We start from the raw sequence: 23,086 nt of genomic DNA, 5'->3' as shown, positions 1-23,086 counted from the left end.
CTTACCTCTTCTTCTTCGCGTGACGCGACCGGATGATCATCTTGTCAGTCGATTTATTGCTACGGGTACGAGCACCCTTGGTTGGCTTGCCCCATGGGGTAACCGGATGACGACCACCGGAAGTCCGGCCTTCACCACCACCATGCGGGTGATCGACTGGGTTTTTCGCAACACCGCGGGTAAGAGGACGACGTCCTTTCCAACGGGTACGGCCTGCCTTGCCGAAGTTCTGGTTCGAATTGTCCGGGTTTGAAACCGCACCAACAGTCGCCATGCAATCAGAGCGAAGGTAGCGTTGCTCGCCGCTCTTGAGGCGAACAATAACCATACCGCGATCACGGCCAACAATCTGGACATAAGCACCGGCGGAACGAGCGATCTGGCCGCCCTTGCCTGGCTTCATTTCGACATTGTGGACGATCGTGCCGACCGGCATTTGCGACAAAAGCATCGCATTGCCAGGCTTCACGTCGGTCTTCTGACCAGCGATCACGCTGTCGCCAACGTCGAGACGCTGTGGTGCAATGATATAGGCCAGTTCGCCGTCTTCATATTTCAGCAGCGCGATAAAGGCGGTGCGGTTGGGATCATATTCGATCCGCTCGACCGTAGCAGCCATATCCCATTTGCGACGCTTGAAATCGATCAGACGATAGCGTTGCTTATGACCACCGGCGATGCCGCGCGATGTGACATGGCCCTTGTTGTTCCGGCCACCGGTCTTGTTCTTGCCTTCGACAAGCTTTTTGACAGGCTTGCCTTTCCAGAGGCCGCTCTTGTCGACCAGGATAAGACCACGCCGGGCGGGGCTTGTCGGTTTATAGGATTTTAATGCCATGTGCCCTTAAACTCCCGTGGTGATGTCAATGGTCTGGCCTTCGGCCAAGGTGACAACAGCCTTCTTGATGTCATTGCGAGTGTAGGGACGACCCTTCCACTTTTTGGTCTTGCCCTTTTGCACCAGCGTGTTGACGTTTTTGACTTTGACATCAAACAACGCCTCGATGGCTGCCTTGATCTGTGGCTTGGTTGCAGTCTTGGCAACTTTGAAAACCACAGCGTTATGTTCGCTGAGCAAGGTTGATTTCTCGGTGATGTGCGGGCCAACAATCACGTCATAATGACGGATATCGACAGCTTCTTTTTTAGCCATTGAAGCGCGCCTCCAGCTTTTCTACCGCTGCGCGCGTCAGCACCAGGGTTTCATGGTTCAAAATGTCATAAACATTGGCGCCGGCAGCTGACATCACGTTGACACGTGGAATGTTGTTGGAAGCTTTCGAAAAAGCCTCGTTCACAACATCACCGTCCATGATCAGTGCTGACTTGCCAAAACCGAGCTTCGCGATATTGGCCAGAAGCGCCTGTGTTTTGGCTTCCTTCAGATCAATATTTTCAAGCACGATCAGGTTTTCATTTTTGACCTTGTCGCTCAGCGCCATTTTCAGACCCAAAGCACGAACTTTCTTGTTCAGCGATGGATTGAAATCACGCTTGCGGGCACCGTGGGCTTTACCACCACCGATGAAGATCGGAGCACGACGATCGCCATGACGAGCTGTACCGCCGCCCTTTTGATTGCCGAATTTCTTACCGGTGCGAGCAACGTCTGAACGTTCGCGGGTCGGACGGGCCGTTCCGCGAGCTTTTTCACGCTGCCAGTTAACAACACGGTGAAGAATATCTGCGCGCGCTTCGATACCGAACACGTCATCATTCAATTCGATGTCGCCTTTGGCTTTCGCGTCGAGGGTTATCACTTTCAATTTCATGGCTTAGCCCTCCTTCCCTGCGTCATCTGCAGCATCAGATTTCTCTGCAACTTCACCAGCTGGCTTTGCCGCCGCCTCCGCTACTTCTGCATGGGTTGGACCAACCGGCGTTTCGATCGCTGCGTCCGCTTCGATCATGCCTGCCGGCGCTTCTTCTGTTGCCGTTTCATCCGCGTTACGGCGCATAGCACCCGGAAATGGAACACCTTCAGGAAGAGCAACTTTCACTGCATCTTTAACGAGAAGCCAGCCGCCCTTGGAACCGGGAACGCTGCCGCGTACAAAGATCAAACCGCGAGCGGCGTCTGTACGGACGATTTCCAGATTTTGCTGGGTGCGATTTTTCGAACCCATGTGACCGGCCATCTTCTTGCCCTTGAACACCTTGCCCGGATCCTGGTTTTGACCAGTAGAACCGTGGGCACGGTGAGAGATAGAAACACCGTGAGTTGCGCGCATACCGCCGAAACCCCAGCGTTTCATCGCACCGGCGAAGCCTTTACCCTGGGTAACACCCTGGATATCGACCATCTGACCGGCAATGAAGTGGTCTGCAGTTACGGTAGCACCGATGGGGAGCAAAGCATCTTCGCTATCGACCCGGAATTCGGCAACACGCGCTTTTGGTTCAACTTCTGCCTTGGCAAAAGCTTCACGCTGCGGCTTATTAACATTTTTCGCTTTACGGGCACCTGCACCAAGCTGGACAGCAAAATAGCCATCACGTTCTTGATTGCGGGCTCCAACAACCTGACATTCTTCCAGGGAAAGAACGGTAACCGGCACATGCCGACCATCTTCCTGAAACAAGCGGGTCATCCCCATTTTCTTCGCGATCACGCCTGTACGCACGATCAATCTCCTTCACAGAGGCCGAACGAACCATTTCGTCCGGCTTGCCAGCCCAAATTGTCATGCGTCACCCCGTCCGGGCTGTATTGTTCCGAAAATTTCGGAACGAGACGGAGGACGCTGCCCGGTTGAAACCGGCGGTATCCTGTCGTTCGTCTGGATCCCCGCCTGGGCGGGCATCGCTAATCAATTGGCTCAGGCCAGTTTGATCTCGACATTTACACCGGCAGCAAGGTCAAGCTTCATCAAAGCATCAACCGTCTGCGGCGTTGGCTGCACGATATCGAGCAACCTTTTATAGGTCCGTACCTCGAACTGCTCGCGGGACTTTTTGTCCACGTGCGGTCCGCGGTTTACGGTAAATTTTTCTATGTGCGTTGGCAAAGGTATCGGCCCACGGATTAGAGCGCCAGTGCGGCGAGCTGTATCAGCGATATCGCCGGTTGCTTGATCAAGAACTCGATGGTCGAATGCCTTCAAGCGAATGCGGATATTCTGCGTTTCCATGTACCTGTTACCAATGTCAAAGAGCCAAAAATAAACCGCCCCGATTTTCTAACGAAAAAGGCCGGAGCGGCGAAAAAAACTAGCTGCCCGAATCACCGATCCGGGCAGCGAGGCGTTCCTATATTACTTTGTTACGCTGCTGACAACCCCTGATCCAACAGTACGTCCGCCTTCGCGAATAGCGAAGCGAAGACCTGGATCCATAGCGATTGGAGCAATCAGTTTAACACCGATCGTAACGTTATCACCTGGCATAACCATTTCGGTGCCCTCAGGAAGGATCACTTCGCCGGTTACGTCCGTCGTACGGAAGTAGAACTGTGGACGATAGTTGGCGAAGAATGGCGTATGACGACCACCTTCGTCTTTCGACAACACGTAAACTTCAGCCGAGAATTCTGTGTGCGGCGTAATCGAGCCTGGCTTGCAAAGAACTTGGCCACGTTCAACCGATTCACGGTCAACGCCACGGATCAAAGCACCAATGTTGTCGCCAGCTTGACCGGAGTCGAGCAGCTTGCGGAACATTTCAACGCCGGTAACGGTGGTCTTCGTGGTATCCTTGATACCGACGATTTCACATTCGTCACCAACATTCACGATACCGGTTTCAACACGGCCGGTAACAACCGTACCGCGACCCGAAATCGAGAACACGTCTTCGATTGGCATCAGGAATGCCTGGTCAACTGGACGCTCTGGCTGTGGAATGGCTTCGTCGACAGCTTTCATCAGTTCAAGAATCTTGTTCTTACCGATTTCGTCGTCGCGACCTTCAAGTGCAGCCAGCGCAGAACCGGAGATCACAGGAATGGCATCGCCATCAAAGTCATAATAGGAAAGCAGTTCGCGGATTTCCATTTCGACCAGCTCAAGAAGCTCTTCATCATCGACCTGGTCGACTTTGTTCATGAAGACAACGAGAGCAGGAACGCCAACCTGACGAGCGAGCAGGATGTGCTCACGGGTCTGTGGCATCGGGCCGTCTGCAGCGTTAACCACGAGAATAGCACCATCCATCTGGGCAGCACCGGTGATCATGTTCTTCACATAGTCAGCGTGGCCTGGGCAATCGACGTGCGCATAGTGGCGAGCTTCGGTTTCATATTCAACGTGAGCCGTTGAAATGGTGATGCCGCGCTCACGCTCTTCAGGCGCTTTGTCGATATTTGCGAAGTCAACGGCAACACCGCCGGTTGATTCAGCAAGCACTTTAGTGATCGCCGCGGTCAACGTCGTTTTACCATGATCAACATGACCGATGGTTCCGATGTTGCAGTGCGGCTTGTTCCGCTCAAACTTCTCTTTAGCCATTTTATTTTACCTCTGATTTTCTATCATCTTGATAGTCTGCGCCGCGCTTTGGCGAGACTCTCTAATTCTGTCAACACCCTTTTACCGGTCCGGGGGATTTCCCGTCGGGCCTGCACAAAAGGAAAGCGCGTTACCTCGAAAAGGAGTGGCGGTTAAGCCATTTTCTCCTTGATCTCTTCTGCCACGTTGCTCGGCACTTCCTCATAGTGAGAGAATTGCATCGAATATTGCGCACGTCCCTGACTGAAGGAACGCAGCTCGTTCACATAACCGAACATGTTGGCAAGCGGCACCATGGCGTCCACAGCCTGGGCGATACCGCGTGTATCCGTACCCTGGATTTGACCACGGCGAGAGTTAAGATCGCCGATCACATCACCAAGATAGTCTTCCGGAGTGATCACTTCAACTTTCATGATCGGTTCAAGCAATTTGATGCCGGATTTCTGAGCCGCTTCGCGCATTGCTGCACGACCGGCGATTTCAAATGCCAGCGCCGAACTATCGACGTCATGATAGGCACCGTCATAGACACGGATGTCGAAATCGATGATCGGGAAGCCGATCAAAGAACCGGTTTCAGCCGTTTCGCGCATGCCTTTTTCAACCGACGGGATATATTCCTTCGGAATATTACCGCCCTTGACTTCATCGCTGAAGGTAATGCCCGATCCACGCTCGCCCGGAGTGACTTCGAACTTGATACGCGCAAACTGACCGGAACCGCCGGACTGCTTTTTATGCGTGTAGTCAATGTCGACAGCCTTGCCGAGGGATTCGCGATAGGCCACCTGCGGCGCACCGACATTGGCTTCCACTTTAAATTCGCGGCGCATACGGTCGACGAGAATGTCGAGGTGAAGCTCGCCCATGCCCTTGATGATCGTCTGGCCCGATTCGTGATCGGTCGAAACACGGAAGCTTGGATCTTCAGCAGCCAGGCGATTCAGGGCAACGCCCATCTTCTCTTGGTCAGCCTTGGTCTTTGGTTCCACCGAAAGCTCGATAACCGGCTCGGGGAATTCCATGCGTTCCAGGATGATCGGCTTGTCGGAATCACAAAGCGTATCGCCGGTGGTGGTTGTTTTCATACCCGCCAGAGCAACGATGTCGCCTGCGAATGCCTCGTCAATGTCCTTACGGTCATTGGAGTGCATTTCGAGGATACGTCCGACTTTTTCTTTCTTGTCCTTGACCGAGTTCAGCACGGTGCCTTTTTCCAGCTTGCCGGAATAGATACGGCAGAAGGTCAGCGTACCCACGAACGGATCGTTCATGACCTTGAAGGCAAGCGCGGAGAATGGCGCCTCATCCGATGATGCGCGGCTGTCTTCGGTTTCGCCGTCGAGCTTGACGCCCTTAATGGCAGGAACGTCGAGCGGGCTTGGCATATAATCGACAATCGCGTCGAGCAAAGGCTGAACGCCCTTGTTCTTGAACGCGGAGCCGCAAAGCACAGGCACGAAGCTCTGGTTCAGCGTACCCTTGCGGATCAGCGCCTTGAGCGTCGCAGCATCAGGCAGGTTGCCTTCGAGATAGGCTTCCATGATGTCATCATCCTGGTCGACAGCAAGCTCGATCAGCTTCTCGCGATATTCAGCCGCTTCGTCGACCATATCCGCAGGAATTTCACCATAAGTATATTCAGCACCGAGATCTTCGTTCTTCCAGGTGATCGAACGCTCGTTCACCAGATCGACGAGACCGACCAGATCGGCTTCGATACCGATAGGAAGATACAGAACAGCAGGCGTTGCGCCCAGACGCTCTACGATCGAATCGACGCAGAATTTGAAGTTGGCGCCGGTGCGGTCGAGCTTGTTGATGAAGCACATCCGTGGCACTTTATATTTATCAGCCTGACGCCATACGGTTTCAGACTGTGGCTCAACGCCGGCAACGCCGTCGAAACAGGCTACCGCGCCATCGAGCACACGCAGCGAACGTTCAACTTCAATGGTGAAGTCAACGTGGCCTGGCGTATCAATGATATTGATCCGGTGCTCTGGACCCTTGCGGTCTTCAGCCTGCCAGAAACAGGTGGTCGCAGCAGAGGTAATGGTAATACCACGCTCTTGCTCTTGCTCCATCCAGTCCATCGTCGCCGCGCCATCATGCACTTCGCCGATTTTATAGGACTTGCCCGTATAGAAAAGAATACGTTCGGTCGTTGTTGTCTTACCAGCGTCAATATGGGCCATAATGCCGATATTGCGATATCGTTCGAGCGGATGGCTGCGTGCCATAGTCTGTACTCCAGTATGTGGGGAACCAAATCAGGCCGCCCTATAGTGAAATGGGCTGAACAATGCCAGCCCCGATTAAATCGAAATCTTGATATAAAGTCCGTCCGTGCCCGGCTTGTCGAAGCGCCTCGATCGAGAATAATTCTCTGGCGAGATATGCCCTTCAACAGGTCCGGGACGAACGGTCTATATTTCTTACTACCAGCGGTAGTGGGCAAATGCGCGGTTGGCTTCAGCCATTTTATGCGCATCTTCCCGTTTTTTCACGGCGTTGCCACGGTTGTTCGACGCGTCGAGGATTTCACCCGACAGGCGTGCAGCCATTGTGGTTTCGCTGCGACCGCGAGCGGCAGAGATCATCCAGCGGATTGCCAGAGCCTGCGCACGTTCGGGACGCACTTCGACGGGAACCTGATAGGTCGCACCACCAACACGGCGGCTGCGAACTTCGATGCCCGGCTTGATATTGTTCAGAGCATCATGAAACAATTGCAAAGGATCTTTCTTCGCTTTGGCTTCAACGCTGTCAAAGGCACCATATACGATGCGCTCTGCGGTGGATTTCTTACCATCCATCATCAGGTTGTTCATGAATTTCGAAAGGATAAGATCCTTGAATTTTGGATCGGGTAAAATGACCCGTTTTTCGGGACGACGACGACGTGACATATATTATAACTCCGAAACTGAAACTATTTAGGACGCTTGGCGCCATATTTCGAACGGCTCTGCTTACGGTCCTTGACACCCTGGGTATCGAGAACGCCGCGCAGTACGTGATAACGCACACCGGGAAGATCGCGAACACGGCCGCCGCGGATCAGGACAACACTATGTTCCTGAAGGTTATGACCTTCACCTGGAATGTAGCTGATGACCTCGCGCTGGTTGGTCAGGCGAACCTTGGCAACTTTACGCAGAGCGGAGTTTGGTTTCTTTGGAGTCGTTGTGTAGACACGGGTGCAAACGCCACGTTTCTGTGGGTTGGCTTCCATGGCTGGCACCTTGGACTTCGTCTTCTGGGGCACCCGCCCTTTACGGACGAGCTGGTTAATCGTTGGCATAAAGTCTTCACCTTATAGTAGAATTGTCCTGCAAAATGCAGGGGTTACTCTCACCGCTCAAAATAGCGGCAAGTGTTTTGCCTATGTAAGTTTTCTGCGGCGTCGAGCGGAGCCCGAAGAAGCGGAAGCGCGGCCCTTAGACGGGATTCGTCGGTTCGTCAATACTGGCTCGGCGGGATGAGGATTAGAAAATTGGGTTATTCGTCTTCTGGAAGCGCGTTCAATTGATCTGCTTCCCATTCCCGATAGGTTTGATTAGTGTTTTCTACTTTCCAAGTAGTCGGGCCTGCAGTCGCACGCCCCTTGATGATAGCACCTGCTGCACTCGTACTACTAAACCCATAGCTATCTGAAAAAACTCGATGGTCACCATTTTCAACCAAAACACCTTGATCGACTAGCTCGTTAAACAGTGCCTGATATCCAGCATGTCCGCCATCAGTGCCTATCCAGTCCAGTCGGGCGCCTGAGCCAGCCTGCACTACAAATTGCTCATCCATCAATACCGCATGAGCGGGGATTCTTAGTTCTGGAACCATTGTCACGAACCTAACCTCAGGCCTTAAAGTCTCTTTAGGCAACTCAAGCGCCGGGAACTTCCTGTTCTCCGAAAAAAAGTCATATCGCAAAGCAGGTAACACCAGATAGATATTTTCTAAGAAATCATCCATGTGTGCACGAGCGGCTTCGCTTAAGGTCCGTTCAGGTGGCGACTGTTCGTTATCCAATTTTATTTTTCGTAACCTGAGCGCGTGGCTTATCAGCTTGCTTTCAAGATATCGAGCATGAGCTTTATTTAGAGGCTCTCCATTGGATGTAATGCAAATAGCTTCTGACCACCAATCTTTTTGAGCAGCATGGTTTTTCAGTCGCTTTTTTACATCATCGGTCTCGCCAATGTATAAAAACGGGCGATCATCTTTCTCCCCTACTAGGAGATAAACGCCCGGCCGCTCAATTTCTGGACGCACCATAGCCTTGGGTAACTGGGTACGATTTATAACCAATACGTGCCCAGTCCATTGAAAAGGAATCGTCGCAGTTTTCATCCCTTGGGGATGCCCATCTACAAAAAACAATTCTATCGACCGACCTTTGGATTTCTCCATCAAATCTTTTCCCCACAGCTGACGGTAGTAAACTATGCATTCAATATTTTTCTCCTGCTATGCCCCTCGATCGCTCGGATCAAGTCAGGAGTTACGTATTGGCTTAGACTATCGCGAACAGCGGATTTCAACTGCGGATAAAGTGCACCTTAATTCTCCACCCTCACCCACTAACCGACAACCGCACCCCCATAGCCCGCAGCACCCCCAGCAAAGTCTCCAGCGTCATATTACCATTCGGCCCCAGCGCCTTGTAGAGCGCCTGCCGCGTGATTTTGCTCTCCGCTGCCACCGCCGTCATGCCCTTGGCACGCGCGACATCGCTCAGCGCGGTGCGGATCAGCGCGGCGTCATTTTCTTCAAAGGCGACTTTCAGATAGGTCGCGATCATTTCCGGGCTGTCGAGATATTCCGCAGCGTCAAATTCTGTTGTCGTGATCGCCATTTAAATATGCCTTTCCATAAACGCCCCTTATGGGGGCTTAGCCTTAAGGGCTATATGTCAACGTCTCTCTTCAATGTTTTTGCCATTGCGATATCGCTTTGCTGCGTTTTCTTCGATCCCCCGCAAAGCAATATGATCAATTCGCCTCTACGCTCGACAAAATAAAGTCGATAGCCGGGACCATAATCAATACGTGCCTCACGAACCCCGTCACCCACCGCTTTCACATCACCAAGATTGCCGAAGCTAAAACGATTGACGCGCATAATTATCCGCGCCCGTGCCTCATGATCCTTCAGCTTCTTGAGCCATTTCGCAAAGGCGTCGGTCTGCCGAATGTTCATGAGCGTAAACTGTAGATGACAATAGCTAATTTGTCAACTTTAGATGACATGCGCCTTCGGAACTGCATGCGCTTTGGTAAATCCGCTCTGAATTCTGGATCAAGTCCGGAATGACGAGTTGGCCGAAACTGTCACAGTGCTTCAAACCGTCAAAGCCACCCAAATCGCCACAAAGAAACTCGCCCCGCCCATCATGACAAAACTGTGCCAGATGGAATAGCGAAAGGGCCGCCCCTTGCGGACATAGAAAATCGTGCCGAGCGAATAAAAGGCTCCGCCCGCCAACATCGCCCATAATGATAATGGCGGCAACTGCTCCATCATCTCGGGCACGCCGATAAGGCCCATCCATCCCAGACCGAGATAGGAAGCCAGCGACCAGCGCGAATCCAGGTTCTTGCCGAATATCTTGTACAGCATCGCGGGAATAGCGAGCGCCCAGACGGTCGTCAGCAGGAAGAGGCTGAACTCCGTACCCGCGAGGACAAAAATCGGGGTAAAAGTTCCGGCGATCGTCAGATAGATCGCCGCATGGTCTATCCGGCGCAGCATCAGCCGCCGGTCATGAAAAGGCGACAAATGGTAGAACATGGACATGACGTGAGAAAATGCCACGCAGGCCACATAGGTTGCGACCGCCGCGACCACAGCCAGACCGTGGCCGACAGCAGCCTGTAAAAGCAAGGCCAGACCGGCCGCCAGAATAAAAATCAATCCTATGCCGTGGACAATAAAATCGGCGCGGCGTTCCTGTCTATCGGGCGTGGGGTACATCAGATCACAATCTTTGGAAGGGGGCATTGGAGACGGGATAAAGGTGACAGCATATTTATCGCCAACAGTCACCCATTAACCAACAGCCGCAACCGGGTGGCGGGATCGAAGACTTCCCCTCCAAACCGGCGGAAATTGCCGCTTCCCAACATATATTTCGCCATTTCGGGCATAATTGCGTTACGCTTTTCCCGCTTTTCGCTGCATTTTTGCACAATTTCGCCCGACCGCTATTTCGACACCACGCACGACAAAGACAATCATCGCGTCGTATCCCCGAGTCGCCGGTAAATTAGCCAGAAATGAGCCTCCAAATCTTCCAATCCGGTATCCCGGATACAGATTTAAAATCTTGCGGGATGGTTGCGATGGCGTCGCGGGCGGGTCGAGGCCAGCGCGGGCTCCGCCGTCACAATTCCGTCGTGCAGCAGTCGCCGAAACGTCATTCAACCAGCGTCAGCCTGTCACGGCTTTGCTGCACTGCACCATCCATTCCAGTGTCGCATATAAAAGGCTGATTCCTTCATGACAAAATTGTCTTCCAACGCTCTCTCCCGTCCCTCGCTGATCGCCCTTGCCGCCGCGCTACTGGCCGTCAGCACCACCCCCGCCCTGGCCCAGACCGGCACCGATGATGTCGCCGAAGAGTCAGACGGCGATGTCATCATCGTCACGGCCCAGAAATTCGAGCAAAAATCGACCGATGTTCCGATCACCATCTCGGCCATTTCCAGCGAGCAGATGGAGCGGCTCGGCGTGTCGGATCTCGACGAATTGTCCAACTATGTGCCCGGCCTGAATATCCAGGAGCAGAGCGCGAATAACCCCGGCATCGTCATCCGCGGCATCACCTCCGACAGCGGATCTTCGCAGCAGGCAGCACGCGTCACGCTTTATTATAACGGTGTCGACATTTCCCGTTCCCGCGGGTCCTACCAGGCAATCTACGACGTAGAGCGGATTGAAGTGGTGAAAGGCCCGCAGGCAACCCTGTTCGGCACGGCTTCCGCGGTCGGCGCGATCAGCATCATTTCGGCCAAGCCGGAAGCCGGCTTTTCGGGGGCACTGACCGCAAGGCTGGGCAATTATGACTCGCGCCTTGTCAGCGGCCACATCAATCTCGGCAACGACGTGATCGCTGCCCGTATCGCCGGCGAATGGAAGCAGCGCGACGGCTATATCGAAAATCTCTCGGATCGGCAGGGCGATCTCTACGCTCAGGATCAGCTCGGCCTGCGTGGTTCGCTGCGCTTCACGCCAAGTGACGCGCTGACCATCGACCTGATCGGCACCTATGACCAGCAACGCAACAGCGGCACGCCGTTTATCTCTGGCAATTTCCCGACTTCAGCCGGTCCCGCAAATATTTTCGGGCCCGCTAATCTGTCGGGTGCGCCCGCCGGGATCTCCGCAACGGTACTGGGCAATGACGAACTGGGTCTGCGCCGCGAGGTCTATGACGGCAATCTGACGGTCAGCTATGATTTCGCCGACGGCTGGAACTTCACCACCGTCAACGGCTATCGCAAGTTCGACAGCCAGGAAGTCTTCGACGCCGATGGCTCCGCCGCCTGGTATCTGGAATTTGAGGAAGATTCGCAGGGCTGGCAGGTCAGCCATGAATCGCGCTTCGCCTATCAGGACGACAATGTCCGCGCGTCATTCGGCTGGAACTATTTTCACGAGGATAATTTCCAGAGCGTGCCCTTTTCGACCGAAGAAGGCACCTTCCTGCAGTGCACCGCAAATCTGATCCCCGGCATGGGCTGCATCGCGGCGGATGGCAGTGTTTCTGCCGCAGGCGCAACGGCGATCCTGACACAGGGTCTGGCGACCGTGCTGCCCTATAGTTCGGTGTTCCAGAATCTTGGCGTAAACGACAGCTATTCGGTGTTCGGCGACGTGCGCTGGACGGTGACGCCAAGGCTGGAGCTGACAGCCGGTGTTCGCGGTTTGATCGAGAAGCGCAAGTCGGGCTATTATTCTGTCGCGCCGAATAGCGTGCTCACCGGTGGGCCGATGATCCCCAGTCAGTCGACCACGAACGGAACCTTGTGGTCGGAGGACAGCTTTGCAGCAGTCCTGCCGCGCCTCAATGCGCTTTATCGCCTGTCCGATGATGTCAACATCTACGCCACCATTTCAAAGGGTCGGCGCTCACCCACCGTCAACCAGACAGCGACCTCGACCAGCCTGATCCCGGAAGAAACCGTCTGGAATTATGAAGGCGGTATCAAAGGTTCGTCCGGCATCTTCTCGGGTTCACTGGGCGTCTATTACCAGAAATATGACAACTTCCAGGTGTCACGTATCGTTTCCGATGCCAATGACCCTTCCGGCCAACCGATCGGTTCGACGGTCATCGAGAGCGCCGGCTCGGCGAGCAATCTCGGCGTCGAAGCCGAGCTTCAGGTAAAGCCGACCAACTGGCTGACCATCTTCGGCAATGTCGGCTGGATCGACGGCGGCATCGACGACAAGCCGGAAAACGGCGTCTATGCGGGCAACCGCTTTCGCTTGCAGCCCGAGTGGCAGGCAGCAGCAGGCTTCACCGTCAACGCCCCAATGGGCAACGGCATGCGACTGTTCGTAACCCCGAGCGTCACCCACCGTAGCCGGATTTTCTTCGAAACCACCAACAACCCGGATATCGCGCAAGCGCCGGTAACATTGGTCAACGTCAAGGGCGGTATCAGTTTTGCCGACGATCGGTACGAATTGGCGGTATTTGCCCGCAACCTGACAGACAAGAACTATCTGCTTGATGCCGGAAACACCGGTGGTGCTTTCGGTTACCCCACGTTCATCCCGGCCGAACCGCGCTTTTATGGCATCCAGGCCAGCGCGAAATTCTAGAATATTAATAGTCCGTTGCCGACGGCCCATCTCCTCTAAATTCGGGTACGGAAAGAGGCGATGGGCTGTCTGGCTTCGGGCCTATCCGGCCAAGGACTTCTCGATGTCCGCCACCGGCGAATTGGTCAGCGTCTTGGCTTGTTCCAGCACAATCTTGTCACTCACTTCCTGATGCAGCAACGGGCGGATTTCGCCCAGCGTGTCGGGGTCTGCTACCAAAATCAGCCGTTCATATCCGCCTTTGTGCGAACGCTCGTATAATTTTTCCGCGATGATCTTGGAGAATGTCGCCTCCATGCTCTCGCGCGGAGATTGCTCGGACGGCGACTTGCCGGAGGGGCCCTGATCGGCGAGATCGCCGGGTGTCCAGTCGCCGTCATGTTCCAGCGAACCGCTTCTTACAAAAAAGGTCTTTGCCTCCCTGCCCGTCGCAACCACTACAAATGTTTCTTCCGGAAAATTAAGTGTGCCCATATTCATGTCCTTTTCTAGGTTCAGACAATCAACGCGTGGCGGGGCGAAAGGTTGCTTTTCGCGGTCAGCGGCAAGGCGAGCAAGACCCGTGTGACGCGGCTGCGGCGGGGCAATTAAACATATCCTGCGAGCAATTCGTTAACCCTATATTTACAAGCGAAGCCTAGTAAAATGGCGTAAATTCGATCAGCCATTATGGGGTGCTCTGAAGACATGGTGTTAACGCCACAAACCGAAAAAAACTGGCGGACATCCTGGCAAACCCCATGGCGGTCGCCAAAGATCCCCGAAGCGATCCGGCCATCTGTCGAGGAAATGCAGCTGCAGCGGGCGCTGACCCACGTGCCGATGATCTATCTTGTCGGTATTTTCAATCTCGTGGCGGTGATGATCCTGTCTGCCCATGAAGGGGTCGAGACAATCTATTACGCCTGGATGGGGCTGTTAGCGGTAGGCGGTCTGGGGCGGATGATCATTTGGATACGCTATCCGAAAAATCCCGAATCAGCAGAGCAAACGCACAAAATACTCAGAAATCTGTCCATCCTTGCGGTTGGTATCGTCTCGTTTCTCAGCATCTGGTCGGTATATATAATTGCGACCGGTATCTTCGCCAACAAGATGTTCGTTCCGATGTCACTGGTATTCGGTTCGACCTGTATCGCCCATTGTCTGGCCTGTTTGAAAAAGGCAGCCGTTACGGTTCTGATTGTCGGCGTCATCCCCTCTGCCGTTGCGATGATATTGATTGGCAGTTTTGATGATGTGATCATGGGGGCTAGCATGATTACGATCGCGCTGCTGATGATCCGGTTCATCATCGATAGTTACAACCAGATCATCTCCGGCCTGATCATGCGGCATACGATCTGGAAACAGGCGCATAGCGATCCCCTGACCGGGCTAGCCAATCGCCGCGCGATGATGAACTATCTTCGCCTCGCCGAACAGAGCTTCGCGAAAGATGGTAACGGCTTTGCACTCGCTCTGATCGACCTCAACCAGTTCAAGCAGGTGAATGACAATCTGGGCCATGATGTCGGTGATCGCCTGCTGGTCGAAGTTGCCGACAGACTGAACCAGAGCAGTATGGCAGAAGAGATTGTCGGTCGTCTGGGCGGAGATGAATTTCTGATCTTCATACCCGACGTGACCGGCCATGATCACGCTCTGGCGAGGGCAACGGCCTATCTCTCCGGCTTTGCCAGACCCGCCCACATCAATGGCCACGTCCTGACCCCGTCGGCCAGCGTCGGCATCGCTGTCCAGTCGCTTGACGGCAAAGGCGCCGAACAACTGCTCAAGGCTGCCGATAGCGCGCTCTATGAAATGAAGCGTGCGGGTAAAGGCGCGGGCAAATTGGCGGCCCCGCCGATCCGCCATATTGGCTGAAGGCGCGAAACTATCGGATCAGGGCCTTATAAGAGAAGCCATCCGGTTGCCGCCCGACTGGCTAGCGATAAATGTCTCTGACTTCACAGCTTGAACACGCGCCGCGCATTTCCCGACAGGAACGCATCTTTCTGGCTTTCGGATAGTGCGAGGGCGTCCAGATGCTTCAGGCACATGGACGGCGACAGCATCGGCCAGTTTGAACCAAACATCACCCGGCTTTGCCCCATACCCTTCATGAAGGTAACGAAATCGGCCGGCAAACGATGAACCGCATAAGCCGATGTATCGACATAGAAATTGGGGAACTTGATGGTCAGGGATATCAACTCGTCAATCCATGGAAAGCCGACATGACCGCCGATAACAACAAGCTCGGGGAAGTCCAGCAGAACGTCCTCCAGATACGGAATGGGACGTCCGGTTTCTGAACGCAGCAACGGCCCGGTATGGCCGATCTGGGTGCAAAATGGTACACCGAGATCGACACAGGCGGCATAGATCGGGTAATAGCGCCGGTCATTGGGCGGCAAGTCCCACAACCAGGGTACCACGCGAACGCCAACAAATTTCTTGCGATCAACCCAGCGGCGAATCTCGCGAACCGCCTGCATGGGGTTAGTCAGGTCTACAGTGGCCAGACCGCGAAACCGGTCCGGCGCGGCATCAATTTGTGCGCTCACCTCTTCATTGCTGATCAGGGAACCCGTCGGCCCATGCCAAGCGGAAAGCAGGCTGATCTCAACATCGGCAGCATCCATTGCAGCCAGCGTCGACGCGACCGAAGGCACCAAAGGCTCATCGGTTTGCCCCGTCCAGCGGAGTAATGTGGCTAACCATGGCGCGGCTGCCATCCGTTCCGTTGTCATTTGTGACCAGACGTCTATTGCACTCATATCCACTCCTGCTTTCTGATAATGCTTCACTAGTGTAGTAATATCGGAAAGCTTTGGTTGTCAAGGGGGACGCCAATATGTCGGCACGCGAACTACGACTCTATTCGCTGTTACAACGTACTGCCCATCGGCTTAAGATCGAAGCCGACAGTGCAATGACGCACGCTGGTGGCCTGACAACTGCTCAGGCCGCAACGATGGCGATCATTGCGAGCGAGGGCCCAGTTCCTCAGCGCTTGATCGCCGAAGCTCTATCTCAACGGGAAAGCGCCATTACCGCAATGGCGGCAAGGCTGCTCAAGGCCGGTTACATCAAGAAAACCCGTTCAACCGACGATGCTCGCATCTGGGAGCTGGAAGCCACAGAGGAAGGACGCGAGGCTTTGGAGCGGATGCGCGAACCGTTTGACCATATCAATGCGGTTCTGGATGACAGCTTTAAGGGTGAAGATATGAAGAGATTGGCCGGGGCGTTGCGAACGCTACTCGACAAACTGGAAAATTAACGCCTCTTTCCTAGGGGCAACCAAATCAGCAACAGTCCAATTATCGCGGGGCCAGCCTGCACCAGCGCGATATCCAAGGATACCCGCCACGCCCCCAATAGGCCCGCAGCGGCCACGAACAACAGAAAAGCAGTCGCGACCTTGCGCTGCCATTCGACGTTGCGGATGAATAGCGACCAGAACAAGCCAGCCGCGAGACAGAGATTATAGACGCCCTGATTGGCGGCCATAGCGGTTGTCGGTTCGAACAGGCTGGCCGGGAGGTCGGGAAAAGTCGCTGGCCCCTGCCCTTGCCACGCAAATATCCCGAACCAGGCTATATAGAGATGCAAGAGAGCGACCAGAACAATCATGATCTTTGCCAGTCTCGACATGTTGCGACTCCCCCAAGCTTGCCCTCGTATAGATTGTAGAATTCCAGGTGGTAAAACGGCAAGCGCAATCTGGGCTAGCCGCGCTCACCGAGCACCTGGTTCTCGACACCGATCCGGTGGCGCAGCAGTACGGCATTGAGGATGGAAAAGACCAGGGCCACCCAAGGCAGGCCGAGCATTAACGGGACAATCGCGATCTCGAGGACCACGACCAGATAATTGGGATGGCTGATATATTTATACGGCCCGCGCTTCACGCGATCGAAATGCGGCGCCGAGATGATCCTTGTCGTCCACCAGCGGCCAATGCTCGCCAGCGTCCACACGCGCAGGACCTGTGTGACGACGAACAGCACCAGCATCGCGGGATGGATGACATGCTGCGGGTCGACGAGCAGCGCGATGACCGCGATCCAGGCGCTGTGGAGAAAGATGAAATAATGATAATGGTCCGCGCCATGTTCCTGTCCGCCTTCGCCGAGCAGACGCTTGGTATTGCGATTGGCGTGGACCAGCTCGCCCAACCGCTGGACGACGATGTAGACCAGCATCCAAGTCACCGGTGTCGGACTGGTCGTAAAAATCGCTCCCAGTTGGTCGGTCATGTTACGCCTTGCGGATCAAGGATGCCGACCGCCGCGGTGAAACCCGGACCCAGCGCAGTGAGCAATATCGGCTTGTCCGGCTTCTCCGCCAGTAGCTTTTCGAGCACGAACAGGACAGTAGGCGAGGACATATTGCCATGCTGGCGGAGGACCTCCCGGGTTGCGGGGATGCCTACAATTTCGGGCGCGAAATAGGCTTCCAGCGCTTCAACCACCCTGCCGCCGCCGGGATGGCAGGCGGGTTCGGCAAGATCGGATTTTTCGAGCCCCTGTGTTTCCAGAAACCCGTCGCAGAAAGGCGCAAAATCCTTTGTCACGAAGCTGGGGATATCGCGGGCCAGCACCAGATCGAAGCCGGTGGTTCCGATATCCCAGCCCATCATGTCGCGGGTGTCGGGCCAGGTCTTCTGGTCAAAGGCACCGAAGCGGGGCGCGCCGGCCGGTCCTGCCTTGCCACTGATCACCGCAGCAGCACAGCCGTCGGCGAACAGGGCCGTTGCAATCATATTCTTCTTGTCGAACTGACTATAGTCATAAGACAGGCTGCACAGTTCCAGCGAGATCATCAAGACATTCTGCCCGCCGCCCGCCGCAGCAAGGTCATTGGCCAGCCGCAACCCGAGCACGCTGCCGGCGCAGCCATAGCCGAAAACCGGAATCGTCTGGGTCGACGGATCGAAACCCATCGCCTCGATCATCCGGCTGGGTATTGAAGGCGTCATCATCCCCGTAGTGGAAATCATGATGATGGCGTCGATATCGGAGGGCCGCAACGCAGCATTGTCCAGCGCTTCCCCGGCCGCCTTGTGCGCTAGCCGCGTGCCAACCTGCCCGTAAATAGCCGCTCGCCCTGTCCAGCTGCGCGGCTCCAGATAATGATCGGCCTCGCAAGCAAGATAGCGTTGCTCGATCCCGCTATTGCCCAAAATCTGCTCCAGCCGTGCGGGTAGCGCCGCTCCTCGCGCCTTGGCCAGCACGGCCAGCACCTCGGCCTGGGTAATCCGGTGATCGGGAACGGCAGTGGCGATGGATTTCAATGCAGACATAGAGAACTTTCAGTGATCATATTGCCCCTGTTACAGCAGATACCGCCTCGAAACACTGAAATCTGGTGCATTGCACCATAGCATGTATGTCCGATGCCCGTGAAATGCCGAGGCAGGAAAATATTACACGCAAAAAAATAGCTGTATTACAGTGACCTCTATCTGGATTTACCGTTTATTGTGCACTGCACCATTTTTCTTGACATCGGCGATCCCATCCCTTATTTGTGCACTGCAACATAGAAGTGAGATAACCGATGGCTGACACGAAAAACGAAACATCCCCTGCTCCGGCGGCGAAAGTAACCGGCTCGCTCTCTGCTGACGCGGCTTATGCTGCAGCAGCCTCCGCGACCAGTATGTCCGACAAACCAGCTTCAGAAGCTGCGATTGCCGAGAAGACCGAAACCCCGAAGCCGGTGGCTACAGCTGCTAAACCGGCAACAGCGGCACAGCCTGCTGCCAAAACAACCGCAGCAACCAAGCCGGTAACAAAGAAGGCTGCTCCAAAGCGTAAAGCCGCTGCAAAGCCCGTTGCCAAAACCACATTGAAAAAAACGACCAAAGGAACCAAGAAGATGGCTACAACCAAAACCACCACAACCAAGCGCGTTGTGAAGAACACCAAAGCGGCCAACACCAAAGCTGCCAACACTGCCAAGAAAACTGCTGACAAGCTCGGCTCCCGCTTCGAAAAGCTGACTGCCGACGCGCAGACACGCGCTAAAGCAGCTGCCGACCGTGCCGTTGCGCTTTCGAAAAATGCTGTTGAATTCAACCGCGAAAATGTTGAAACCCTGCTTGAAAGTGGCAAGATTGCTGCAAAGGGCGCTCAGGAACTCGGCAAGACAAACGTGAAATATACCCGCGAGAATTTTGTTGAAGCCAGCCGTGCCCTGCAAGGTTTGTTTAGCGTAGCGACGCCAAAAGACATGTTTGCAAAGCAAGCTGACTATGTCCGCAGCGGCCTGGACCGGGTGATGGACCAGACTTCGAACAACGCCGACGCCGTCGTCAAGCTCGCTGGCAAAGCTTATCAACCGATTGCTGATCGCGTCAGCGAAATCCGCAAGGAACTGAAAGCAGCTGCATAAACCGCTTTTTCTAGAGATTAAAAAAGGACCGTTCCGTTGGAGCGGTCCTTTTTATTTGCCCTTTGTAAACATCCGCAACGGCAAAAGCTGTGGAAACTATCAATCCCCCACTTGCCCTCGGGGGTAAAAATACCATATCTTGAGACTAATGATGAACCAGCAGATTCTTTCACCCGAACAAAAACCTGACCGGCCAAGCCGCGCCAGCGACCAGCCGGTCATGAGCGACGATCCGGACAAAGGATCAGGCGACGATGGTGATAACACAAATCTCGGCATCGCAACCAAGACCCGGGCCAAGACCAAGAAGCCCAGCCCCTATAAGGTCCTGATCCTCAACGACGATTATACGCCAATGGAATTTGTTGTCCTCGTGTTGAAGCGGTTCTTCAACATGGACATCGACGAAGCAACGCGCGTCATGCTCCATGTTCACCAGAAAGGCGTCGGGGTATGCGGCACGTTCAGCTATGAAGTCGCAGAAACCAAAGTCACGCAAGTGATGGATTTTGCCCGTAAAAACGAGCATCCACTGCAGTGCACGCTCGAGAAAGCCTGATAATAATCAAGGAAATTCCCATGTCCGATATACCTGTCATCACTGTGGACATCGTCTCCGATGTAGTCTGCCCATGGTGTATCATCGGATATAAGAAGCTTGAAAAAGCCATGCAGCGATTCGAAGGCAAAGCCCGTTTTGAACTGGCTTGGCACGCCTTTGAGCTAAACCCTTCCATGCCGCCGGAAGGCCAGGACATCAGCGAGCATATGGCCCAAAAATATGGTGCCACGCCCGAACAAAGCAAAGCCAATAGAGAGCGTCTGCGCAATGCAGGGAGCGAACTGGATTTCGAATTCAGCTATGGTGACAATATGCGGATGGTGAACACATTTGATGCGCATCGTCTGCTCCACTGGGCTGGCGAAACCGGAAAGCAAACGGCCTTGAAACTGGCTTTGTTCAAAGCGCATTTTACCGACGGCAAAAATGTAAACGATCATGAAACCTTGATTTCTGTCGCAGCGTCAGTCGGTCTGGACGAGAAGCGCGCCCGTGATCTGCTAAGCACCAACCTGTTTGCGGAAGAAGTGAGGGCGACGGAAGCCGAGTGGCAAGACAGGTTCATTACCGGCGTACCGGCCTTCATCTTCAACAAGAAATTCATGGTACCGGGTGCTCAGGAAGCAGATGTCTTTGCCAATATTATCGAGAACAAGTTGCTCAAAGAAGCTGCCTGAGCCTCACTTTTTCCTGGGCGGCATCGGAAAGAAGCCGGACGTCTGTTCGATATAGTCGACATAGTCAGGACGGTTCTTTTTAAGGCTTTTTTCCAGCAAAGGTGCTCCGCTCCACTTCATCAGAGTGAAGCTCAGGAACAGCGGGCCGACAATGGCGACCCAGACTGGCCAGCCGGTTTGCGAAGCCACCAGCCAAATCCCCCACCAGGCACAAAAATCGCCGAAATAATTGGGGTGACGGGTATATTTCCAAAGCCCGCTATCAAGCACTTTGCCTTTGCTGGCAGGGTTCGATCGGAACGCTTTGAGTTGCATGTCGCCGATCGTTTCAAAGGCGATACCAACCACCGCGATGACAACGCCGATAATGGCGACAGGACCAACTGAATCAGCGCCAGCTAGCAAAATACCAAGTTGGGCGGGCAGACAGACGATAAAAAGCAGGGGGATTTGCGTCACCCATGCTTTCAACAGCGCCGCTTTCGCGAAACTCATTCCCTGCTTTTCCATCGCCCGGCCCATTATTTTTTTGTACCGCGGGTCGACCCCTTCCTTGCGCCAGCGCAAGAACAAGTGGGTTCCCAGCCGGATCCCCCACAATGCCGTCAGCGCCCAGATTATATAGGCTAACGCCCCCGGATTTTCCGTTTGCAGGAAAGATGCACTCGCCATGATCGCCATGCCATAAGCCCAGAAAGCATCAATGAATGACACGTCCCGGATGCGAATGGATATCAGCCACAAGCACAGCATGATAGCGACCAGCAGAACAAAATTCAGGCCCAAGGCTATCAGTATATTCACTTTGGCTCTCCTGCCTTTGGCTTGCCGCTCGCACTTCCCGGATCGGTCGAGACAATATCACGCATTGCTTTCTCCGGATATTTCGGGGTCACGCTGTGATAAAAATCGCTGAGTATCTTCATGTCGGCTTTATAATCCCCCGAGGGCATGAACGATGGGCCCAAACCTCCTGTCTTCTTCTGATAGTCCATCAGACCGATGATCAACGGGACTTTCGCCTGCAGCGCAATATAATAGAAACCGGTCCGCCATTGCTTGCCGGCACCGCGCGTGCCTTCGGGCGGAATCGTCAACAGGAAATCATCCCGCCGCTCGAATTCCCGGACCATCGCATCAACCATATTGTGGGATTTGAACCGGTCTACCGGAACGCCGCCCAAGCGCCGCATCATGTCGCCCCAGGGCCATTTGAATAAAGTATCTTTGCCTATCCAATAGGAGGAAATCTTGAGCTTGTTGAGCAACCCGAAATAATAAAGGAAATCCCAGTTACTGGTGTGGGGAGCCGCAATGATAACGGCTTTTCTGGGTGGAGGGTTTTCCTGAACCGCAGTCCAGCCGTTGATCGTAAACATGAATACGGAAAAGCGGCGGACAATTTCCGACAACCAGCTCGGTTCAATCTCGTCGTGCACGCATCCTCCCTCTCGCGGGATCAGACGCCGCAATGATTGGAGCAACCATAAATCTATTTTCAAACTGCGCAACGACAGATATCCGCAGCGCATTAATCCGGACGCTATAACGCAATCCTTCTATAAAGCGGTTTTGCTGCCTCGCGAAGAGCCGTTGCAGCCCCTACTTTACATCAGCTTCTTGAACGGGGTGAACGGGTTTACGACTGCGCGCATGCCTTAGCGCCTCATGTACCGGCGAATAAGACCAAGCGGCCTATTCGGCGGCTATTTGTAAAGAAGGATATTTTGCGATGATATGGTTATAGACGGCCGGATGGAGTGATTGTGCGAATTCACAACCGAAATAGTCGCCATCGCGCCAACACACCTTGCTCTCCAGCGCAGCGAATGACGGCAGTTTCAGAAAAATCACCTTTTCACCGGTCAAGCGTGTCAGACAGCGCATCCGGAAGCCGGTGATGGACAGATCCAGAATCATCGCATCAACGCTGCCCAGTCCTGGCTCGCGGACGGAAGCGGATATTTCGACATCGGTTCGTAGTGAGGCGCGGGGATCGCGCCGATTGGATATATTGTTCATTGGACCGCCTTACCGTTCATATTGCCCCCCAATTTCCGAATAAAATGCAGACCCCCGATGGTATATTCCGGTATCGTCACTTCCATGACCAGCAACCGAATGCCTGCAAGCAAAGATTAACAAGAGATGTTTATTCAATCGTTAACAACCAGCGC

General features: G+C 54.2%; 27 protein-coding genes. 6 read left to right on the top strand and 21 right to left on the bottom strand.

Going from position 1 to position 23,086, the window contains the following annotated elements; all coding sequences use genetic code 11:
• Position 1: 1 nt before the first annotated feature.
• The 13 genes from rplB to AAC060_RS13280 all read right to left on the bottom strand — a co-directional run bounded on the left by rplB (position 2) and on the right by AAC060_RS13280 (position 10,427).
• The gene (gene rplB, locus AAC060_RS13340) at positions 2 to 838 is read right to left on the bottom strand and encodes a 50S ribosomal protein L2 (RefSeq protein ID WP_339827014.1); all 837 of its coding nucleotides are present in this window, start codon (positions 836 to 838) and stop codon (positions 2 to 4) included.
• A gap of 6 nt (positions 839 to 844) precedes the next feature.
• Positions 845 to 1,153, bottom strand: coding sequence for a 50S ribosomal protein L23 (locus AAC060_RS13335; RefSeq protein WP_339691904.1), 309 nt, complete (start codon positions 1,151 to 1,153; stop codon positions 845 to 847).
• On the bottom strand, positions 1,146 to 1,772 hold the full coding sequence (gene rplD / locus AAC060_RS13330) for a 50S ribosomal protein L4 (protein ID WP_339827012.1): 627 nt from the start codon (positions 1,770 to 1,772) through the stop codon (positions 1,146 to 1,148). Before rplD ends, AAC060_RS13335 begins: the two co-directional genes overlap by 8 nt.
• Before the next feature lie 3 nt (positions 1,773 to 1,775).
• A complete protein-coding gene (gene rplC, locus AAC060_RS13325) occupies positions 1,776 to 2,624 on the bottom strand; it encodes a 50S ribosomal protein L3 (protein WP_339827010.1) in 849 nt (282 codons plus the stop codon).
• Between the two features lie 195 nt (positions 2,625 to 2,819).
• On the bottom strand, positions 2,820 to 3,131 hold the full coding sequence (rpsJ, locus tag AAC060_RS13320; protein WP_066744965.1) for a 30S ribosomal protein S10: 312 nt from the start codon (positions 3,129 to 3,131) through the stop codon (positions 2,820 to 2,822).
• A gap of 123 nt (positions 3,132 to 3,254) precedes the next feature.
• A complete protein-coding gene (gene tuf, locus AAC060_RS13315) occupies positions 3,255 to 4,445 on the bottom strand; it encodes an elongation factor Tu (RefSeq protein ID WP_339827008.1) in 1,191 nt (396 codons plus the stop codon).
• A gap of 152 nt (positions 4,446 to 4,597) precedes the next feature.
• Positions 4,598 to 6,691 (bottom strand): elongation factor G, encoded by a 2,094-nt coding sequence (fusA, locus tag AAC060_RS13310; protein WP_339827006.1) that lies wholly within the window; start codon positions 6,689 to 6,691, stop codon positions 4,598 to 4,600.
• A 198-nt stretch (positions 6,692 to 6,889) separates the two neighbouring features.
• Positions 6,890 to 7,360 carry a 30S ribosomal protein S7 gene (rpsG, locus tag AAC060_RS13305; RefSeq protein ID WP_335662699.1) on the bottom strand — a complete coding sequence of 157 codons (471 nt, stop codon included), beginning with the start codon at positions 7,358 to 7,360 and terminating at the stop codon, positions 6,890 to 6,892.
• A 23-nt stretch (positions 7,361 to 7,383) separates the two neighbouring features.
• Positions 7,384 to 7,755: a 30S ribosomal protein S12 gene (rpsL, locus tag AAC060_RS13300; protein ID WP_067198316.1), complete on the bottom strand. Its 372-nt coding sequence runs from the start codon at positions 7,753 to 7,755 to the stop codon at positions 7,384 to 7,386.
• 197 nt (positions 7,756 to 7,952) lie between these two features.
• Positions 7,953 to 8,864 carry a GIY-YIG nuclease family protein gene (locus AAC060_RS13295; protein ID WP_339827004.1) on the bottom strand — a complete coding sequence of 304 codons (912 nt, stop codon included), beginning with the start codon at positions 8,862 to 8,864 and terminating at the stop codon, positions 7,953 to 7,955.
• A gap of 163 nt (positions 8,865 to 9,027) precedes the next feature.
• Positions 9,028 to 9,309 carry an addiction module antidote protein gene (locus AAC060_RS13290; protein ID WP_339827002.1) on the bottom strand — a complete coding sequence of 94 codons (282 nt, stop codon included), beginning with the start codon at positions 9,307 to 9,309 and terminating at the stop codon, positions 9,028 to 9,030.
• Positions 9,310 to 9,359: 50 nt separating this feature from the next.
• Positions 9,360 to 9,653 (bottom strand): type II toxin-antitoxin system RelE/ParE family toxin, encoded by a 294-nt coding sequence (locus tag AAC060_RS13285; protein WP_339827000.1) that lies wholly within the window; start codon positions 9,651 to 9,653, stop codon positions 9,360 to 9,362.
• A 141-nt stretch (positions 9,654 to 9,794) separates the two neighbouring features.
• Positions 9,795 to 10,427 (bottom strand): hemolysin III family protein, encoded by a 633-nt coding sequence (locus tag AAC060_RS13280; protein ID WP_339826998.1) that lies wholly within the window; start codon positions 10,425 to 10,427, stop codon positions 9,795 to 9,797.
• A 525-nt stretch (positions 10,428 to 10,952) separates the two neighbouring features.
• On the opposite strand from AAC060_RS13280, the gene AAC060_RS13275 reads away from it, so the two are divergent.
• Entirely contained in the window at positions 10,953 to 13,283 is a 2,331-nt protein-coding gene (locus tag AAC060_RS13275; RefSeq protein ID WP_339826996.1) for a TonB-dependent receptor, read from the top strand.
• 81 nt (positions 13,284 to 13,364) lie between these two features.
• On the opposite strand, the gene AAC060_RS13270 is transcribed toward AAC060_RS13275, so the two are convergent.
• Positions 13,365 to 13,757: a host attachment family protein gene (locus AAC060_RS13270; RefSeq protein WP_339826994.1), complete on the bottom strand. Its 393-nt coding sequence runs from the start codon at positions 13,755 to 13,757 to the stop codon at positions 13,365 to 13,367.
• Positions 13,758 to 13,970: 213 nt separating this feature from the next.
• On the opposite strand from AAC060_RS13270, the gene AAC060_RS13265 reads away from it, so the two are divergent.
• Complete coding sequence (locus AAC060_RS13265; protein WP_339826993.1) at positions 13,971 to 15,149, top strand: diguanylate cyclase; 1,179 nt, start codon at positions 13,971 to 13,973, stop codon at positions 15,147 to 15,149.
• 83 nt (positions 15,150 to 15,232) lie between these two features.
• Here AAC060_RS13265 and AAC060_RS13260 read toward each other — a convergent pair whose 3' ends face one another.
• Entirely contained in the window at positions 15,233 to 16,045 is an 813-nt protein-coding gene (locus AAC060_RS13260) for an amidohydrolase family protein (RefSeq protein WP_339826992.1), read from the bottom strand.
• Between the two features lie 77 nt (positions 16,046 to 16,122).
• Here AAC060_RS13260 and AAC060_RS13255 point away from each other — a divergent pair, with 77 nt between their 5' ends.
• Entirely contained in the window at positions 16,123 to 16,551 is a 429-nt protein-coding gene (locus AAC060_RS13255; protein WP_339826990.1) for a MarR family transcriptional regulator, read from the top strand.
• Here the strand turns inward: AAC060_RS13255 and AAC060_RS13250 are convergent.
• The 3 genes from AAC060_RS13250 to AAC060_RS13240 all read right to left on the bottom strand — a co-directional run bounded on the left by AAC060_RS13250 (position 16,548) and on the right by AAC060_RS13240 (position 18,576).
• A complete protein-coding gene (locus AAC060_RS13250; protein WP_339826988.1) occupies positions 16,548 to 16,925 on the bottom strand; it encodes a DUF1304 domain-containing protein in 378 nt (125 codons plus the stop codon). The genes AAC060_RS13255 and AAC060_RS13250 overlap by 4 nt on opposite strands.
• 74 nt (positions 16,926 to 16,999) lie before the next feature.
• Positions 17,000 to 17,530 (bottom strand): isoprenylcysteine carboxylmethyltransferase family protein, encoded by a 531-nt coding sequence (locus AAC060_RS13245; protein ID WP_339826986.1) that lies wholly within the window; start codon positions 17,528 to 17,530, stop codon positions 17,000 to 17,002.
• On the bottom strand, positions 17,527 to 18,576 hold the full coding sequence (locus AAC060_RS13240; RefSeq protein WP_339826984.1) for a type III polyketide synthase: 1,050 nt from the start codon (positions 18,574 to 18,576) through the stop codon (positions 17,527 to 17,529). The genes AAC060_RS13245 and AAC060_RS13240 overlap by 4 nt, the downstream gene beginning before the upstream one ends.
• 257 nt (positions 18,577 to 18,833) lie before the next feature.
• Here AAC060_RS13240 and AAC060_RS13235 point away from each other — a divergent pair, with 257 nt between their 5' ends.
• The 3 genes from AAC060_RS13235 to AAC060_RS13225 all read left to right on the top strand — a co-directional run bounded on the left by AAC060_RS13235 (position 18,834) and on the right by AAC060_RS13225 (position 20,909).
• Positions 18,834 to 19,670, top strand: a complete 837-nt coding sequence (locus AAC060_RS13235) for a phasin family protein (protein ID WP_339826982.1) — start codon at positions 18,834 to 18,836, stop codon at positions 19,668 to 19,670.
• A 220-nt stretch (positions 19,671 to 19,890) separates the two neighbouring features.
• Positions 19,891 to 20,229, top strand: a complete 339-nt coding sequence (gene clpS, locus AAC060_RS13230) for an ATP-dependent Clp protease adapter ClpS (RefSeq protein WP_339827152.1) — start codon at positions 19,891 to 19,893, stop codon at positions 20,227 to 20,229.
• A gap of 20 nt (positions 20,230 to 20,249) precedes the next feature.
• Positions 20,250 to 20,909 (top strand): DsbA family oxidoreductase, encoded by a 660-nt coding sequence (locus AAC060_RS13225; RefSeq protein ID WP_339826980.1) that lies wholly within the window; start codon positions 20,250 to 20,252, stop codon positions 20,907 to 20,909.
• A gap of 3 nt (positions 20,910 to 20,912) precedes the next feature.
• Here the strand turns inward: AAC060_RS13225 and AAC060_RS13220 are convergent, their stop codons facing one another.
• The 3 genes from AAC060_RS13220 to AAC060_RS13210 form a co-directional block, all read right to left on the bottom strand.
• Positions 20,913 to 21,713, bottom strand: coding sequence for a DUF1295 domain-containing protein (locus AAC060_RS13220; RefSeq protein ID WP_339826978.1), 801 nt, complete (start codon positions 21,711 to 21,713; stop codon positions 20,913 to 20,915).
• A complete protein-coding gene (locus tag AAC060_RS13215; RefSeq protein ID WP_339826976.1) occupies positions 21,710 to 22,348 on the bottom strand; it encodes a lysophospholipid acyltransferase family protein in 639 nt (212 codons plus the stop codon). Before AAC060_RS13215 ends, AAC060_RS13220 begins: the two co-directional genes overlap by 4 nt.
• A 256-nt stretch (positions 22,349 to 22,604) precedes the next feature.
• Entirely contained in the window at positions 22,605 to 22,931 is a 327-nt protein-coding gene (locus AAC060_RS13210; protein ID WP_339826974.1) for a PilZ domain-containing protein, read from the bottom strand.
• Positions 22,932 to 23,086: the final 155 nt, after the last annotated feature.

The organism is uncultured Parasphingorhabdus sp. (genome assembly GCF_963975555.1).
In the GTDB taxonomy this organism is placed as follows: domain Bacteria; phylum Pseudomonadota; class Alphaproteobacteria; order Sphingomonadales; family Sphingomonadaceae; genus Parasphingorhabdus.
Note: the sequence above shows the minus strand (reverse complement) of the source record. Positions and strands in the feature narration are given on the sequence as shown.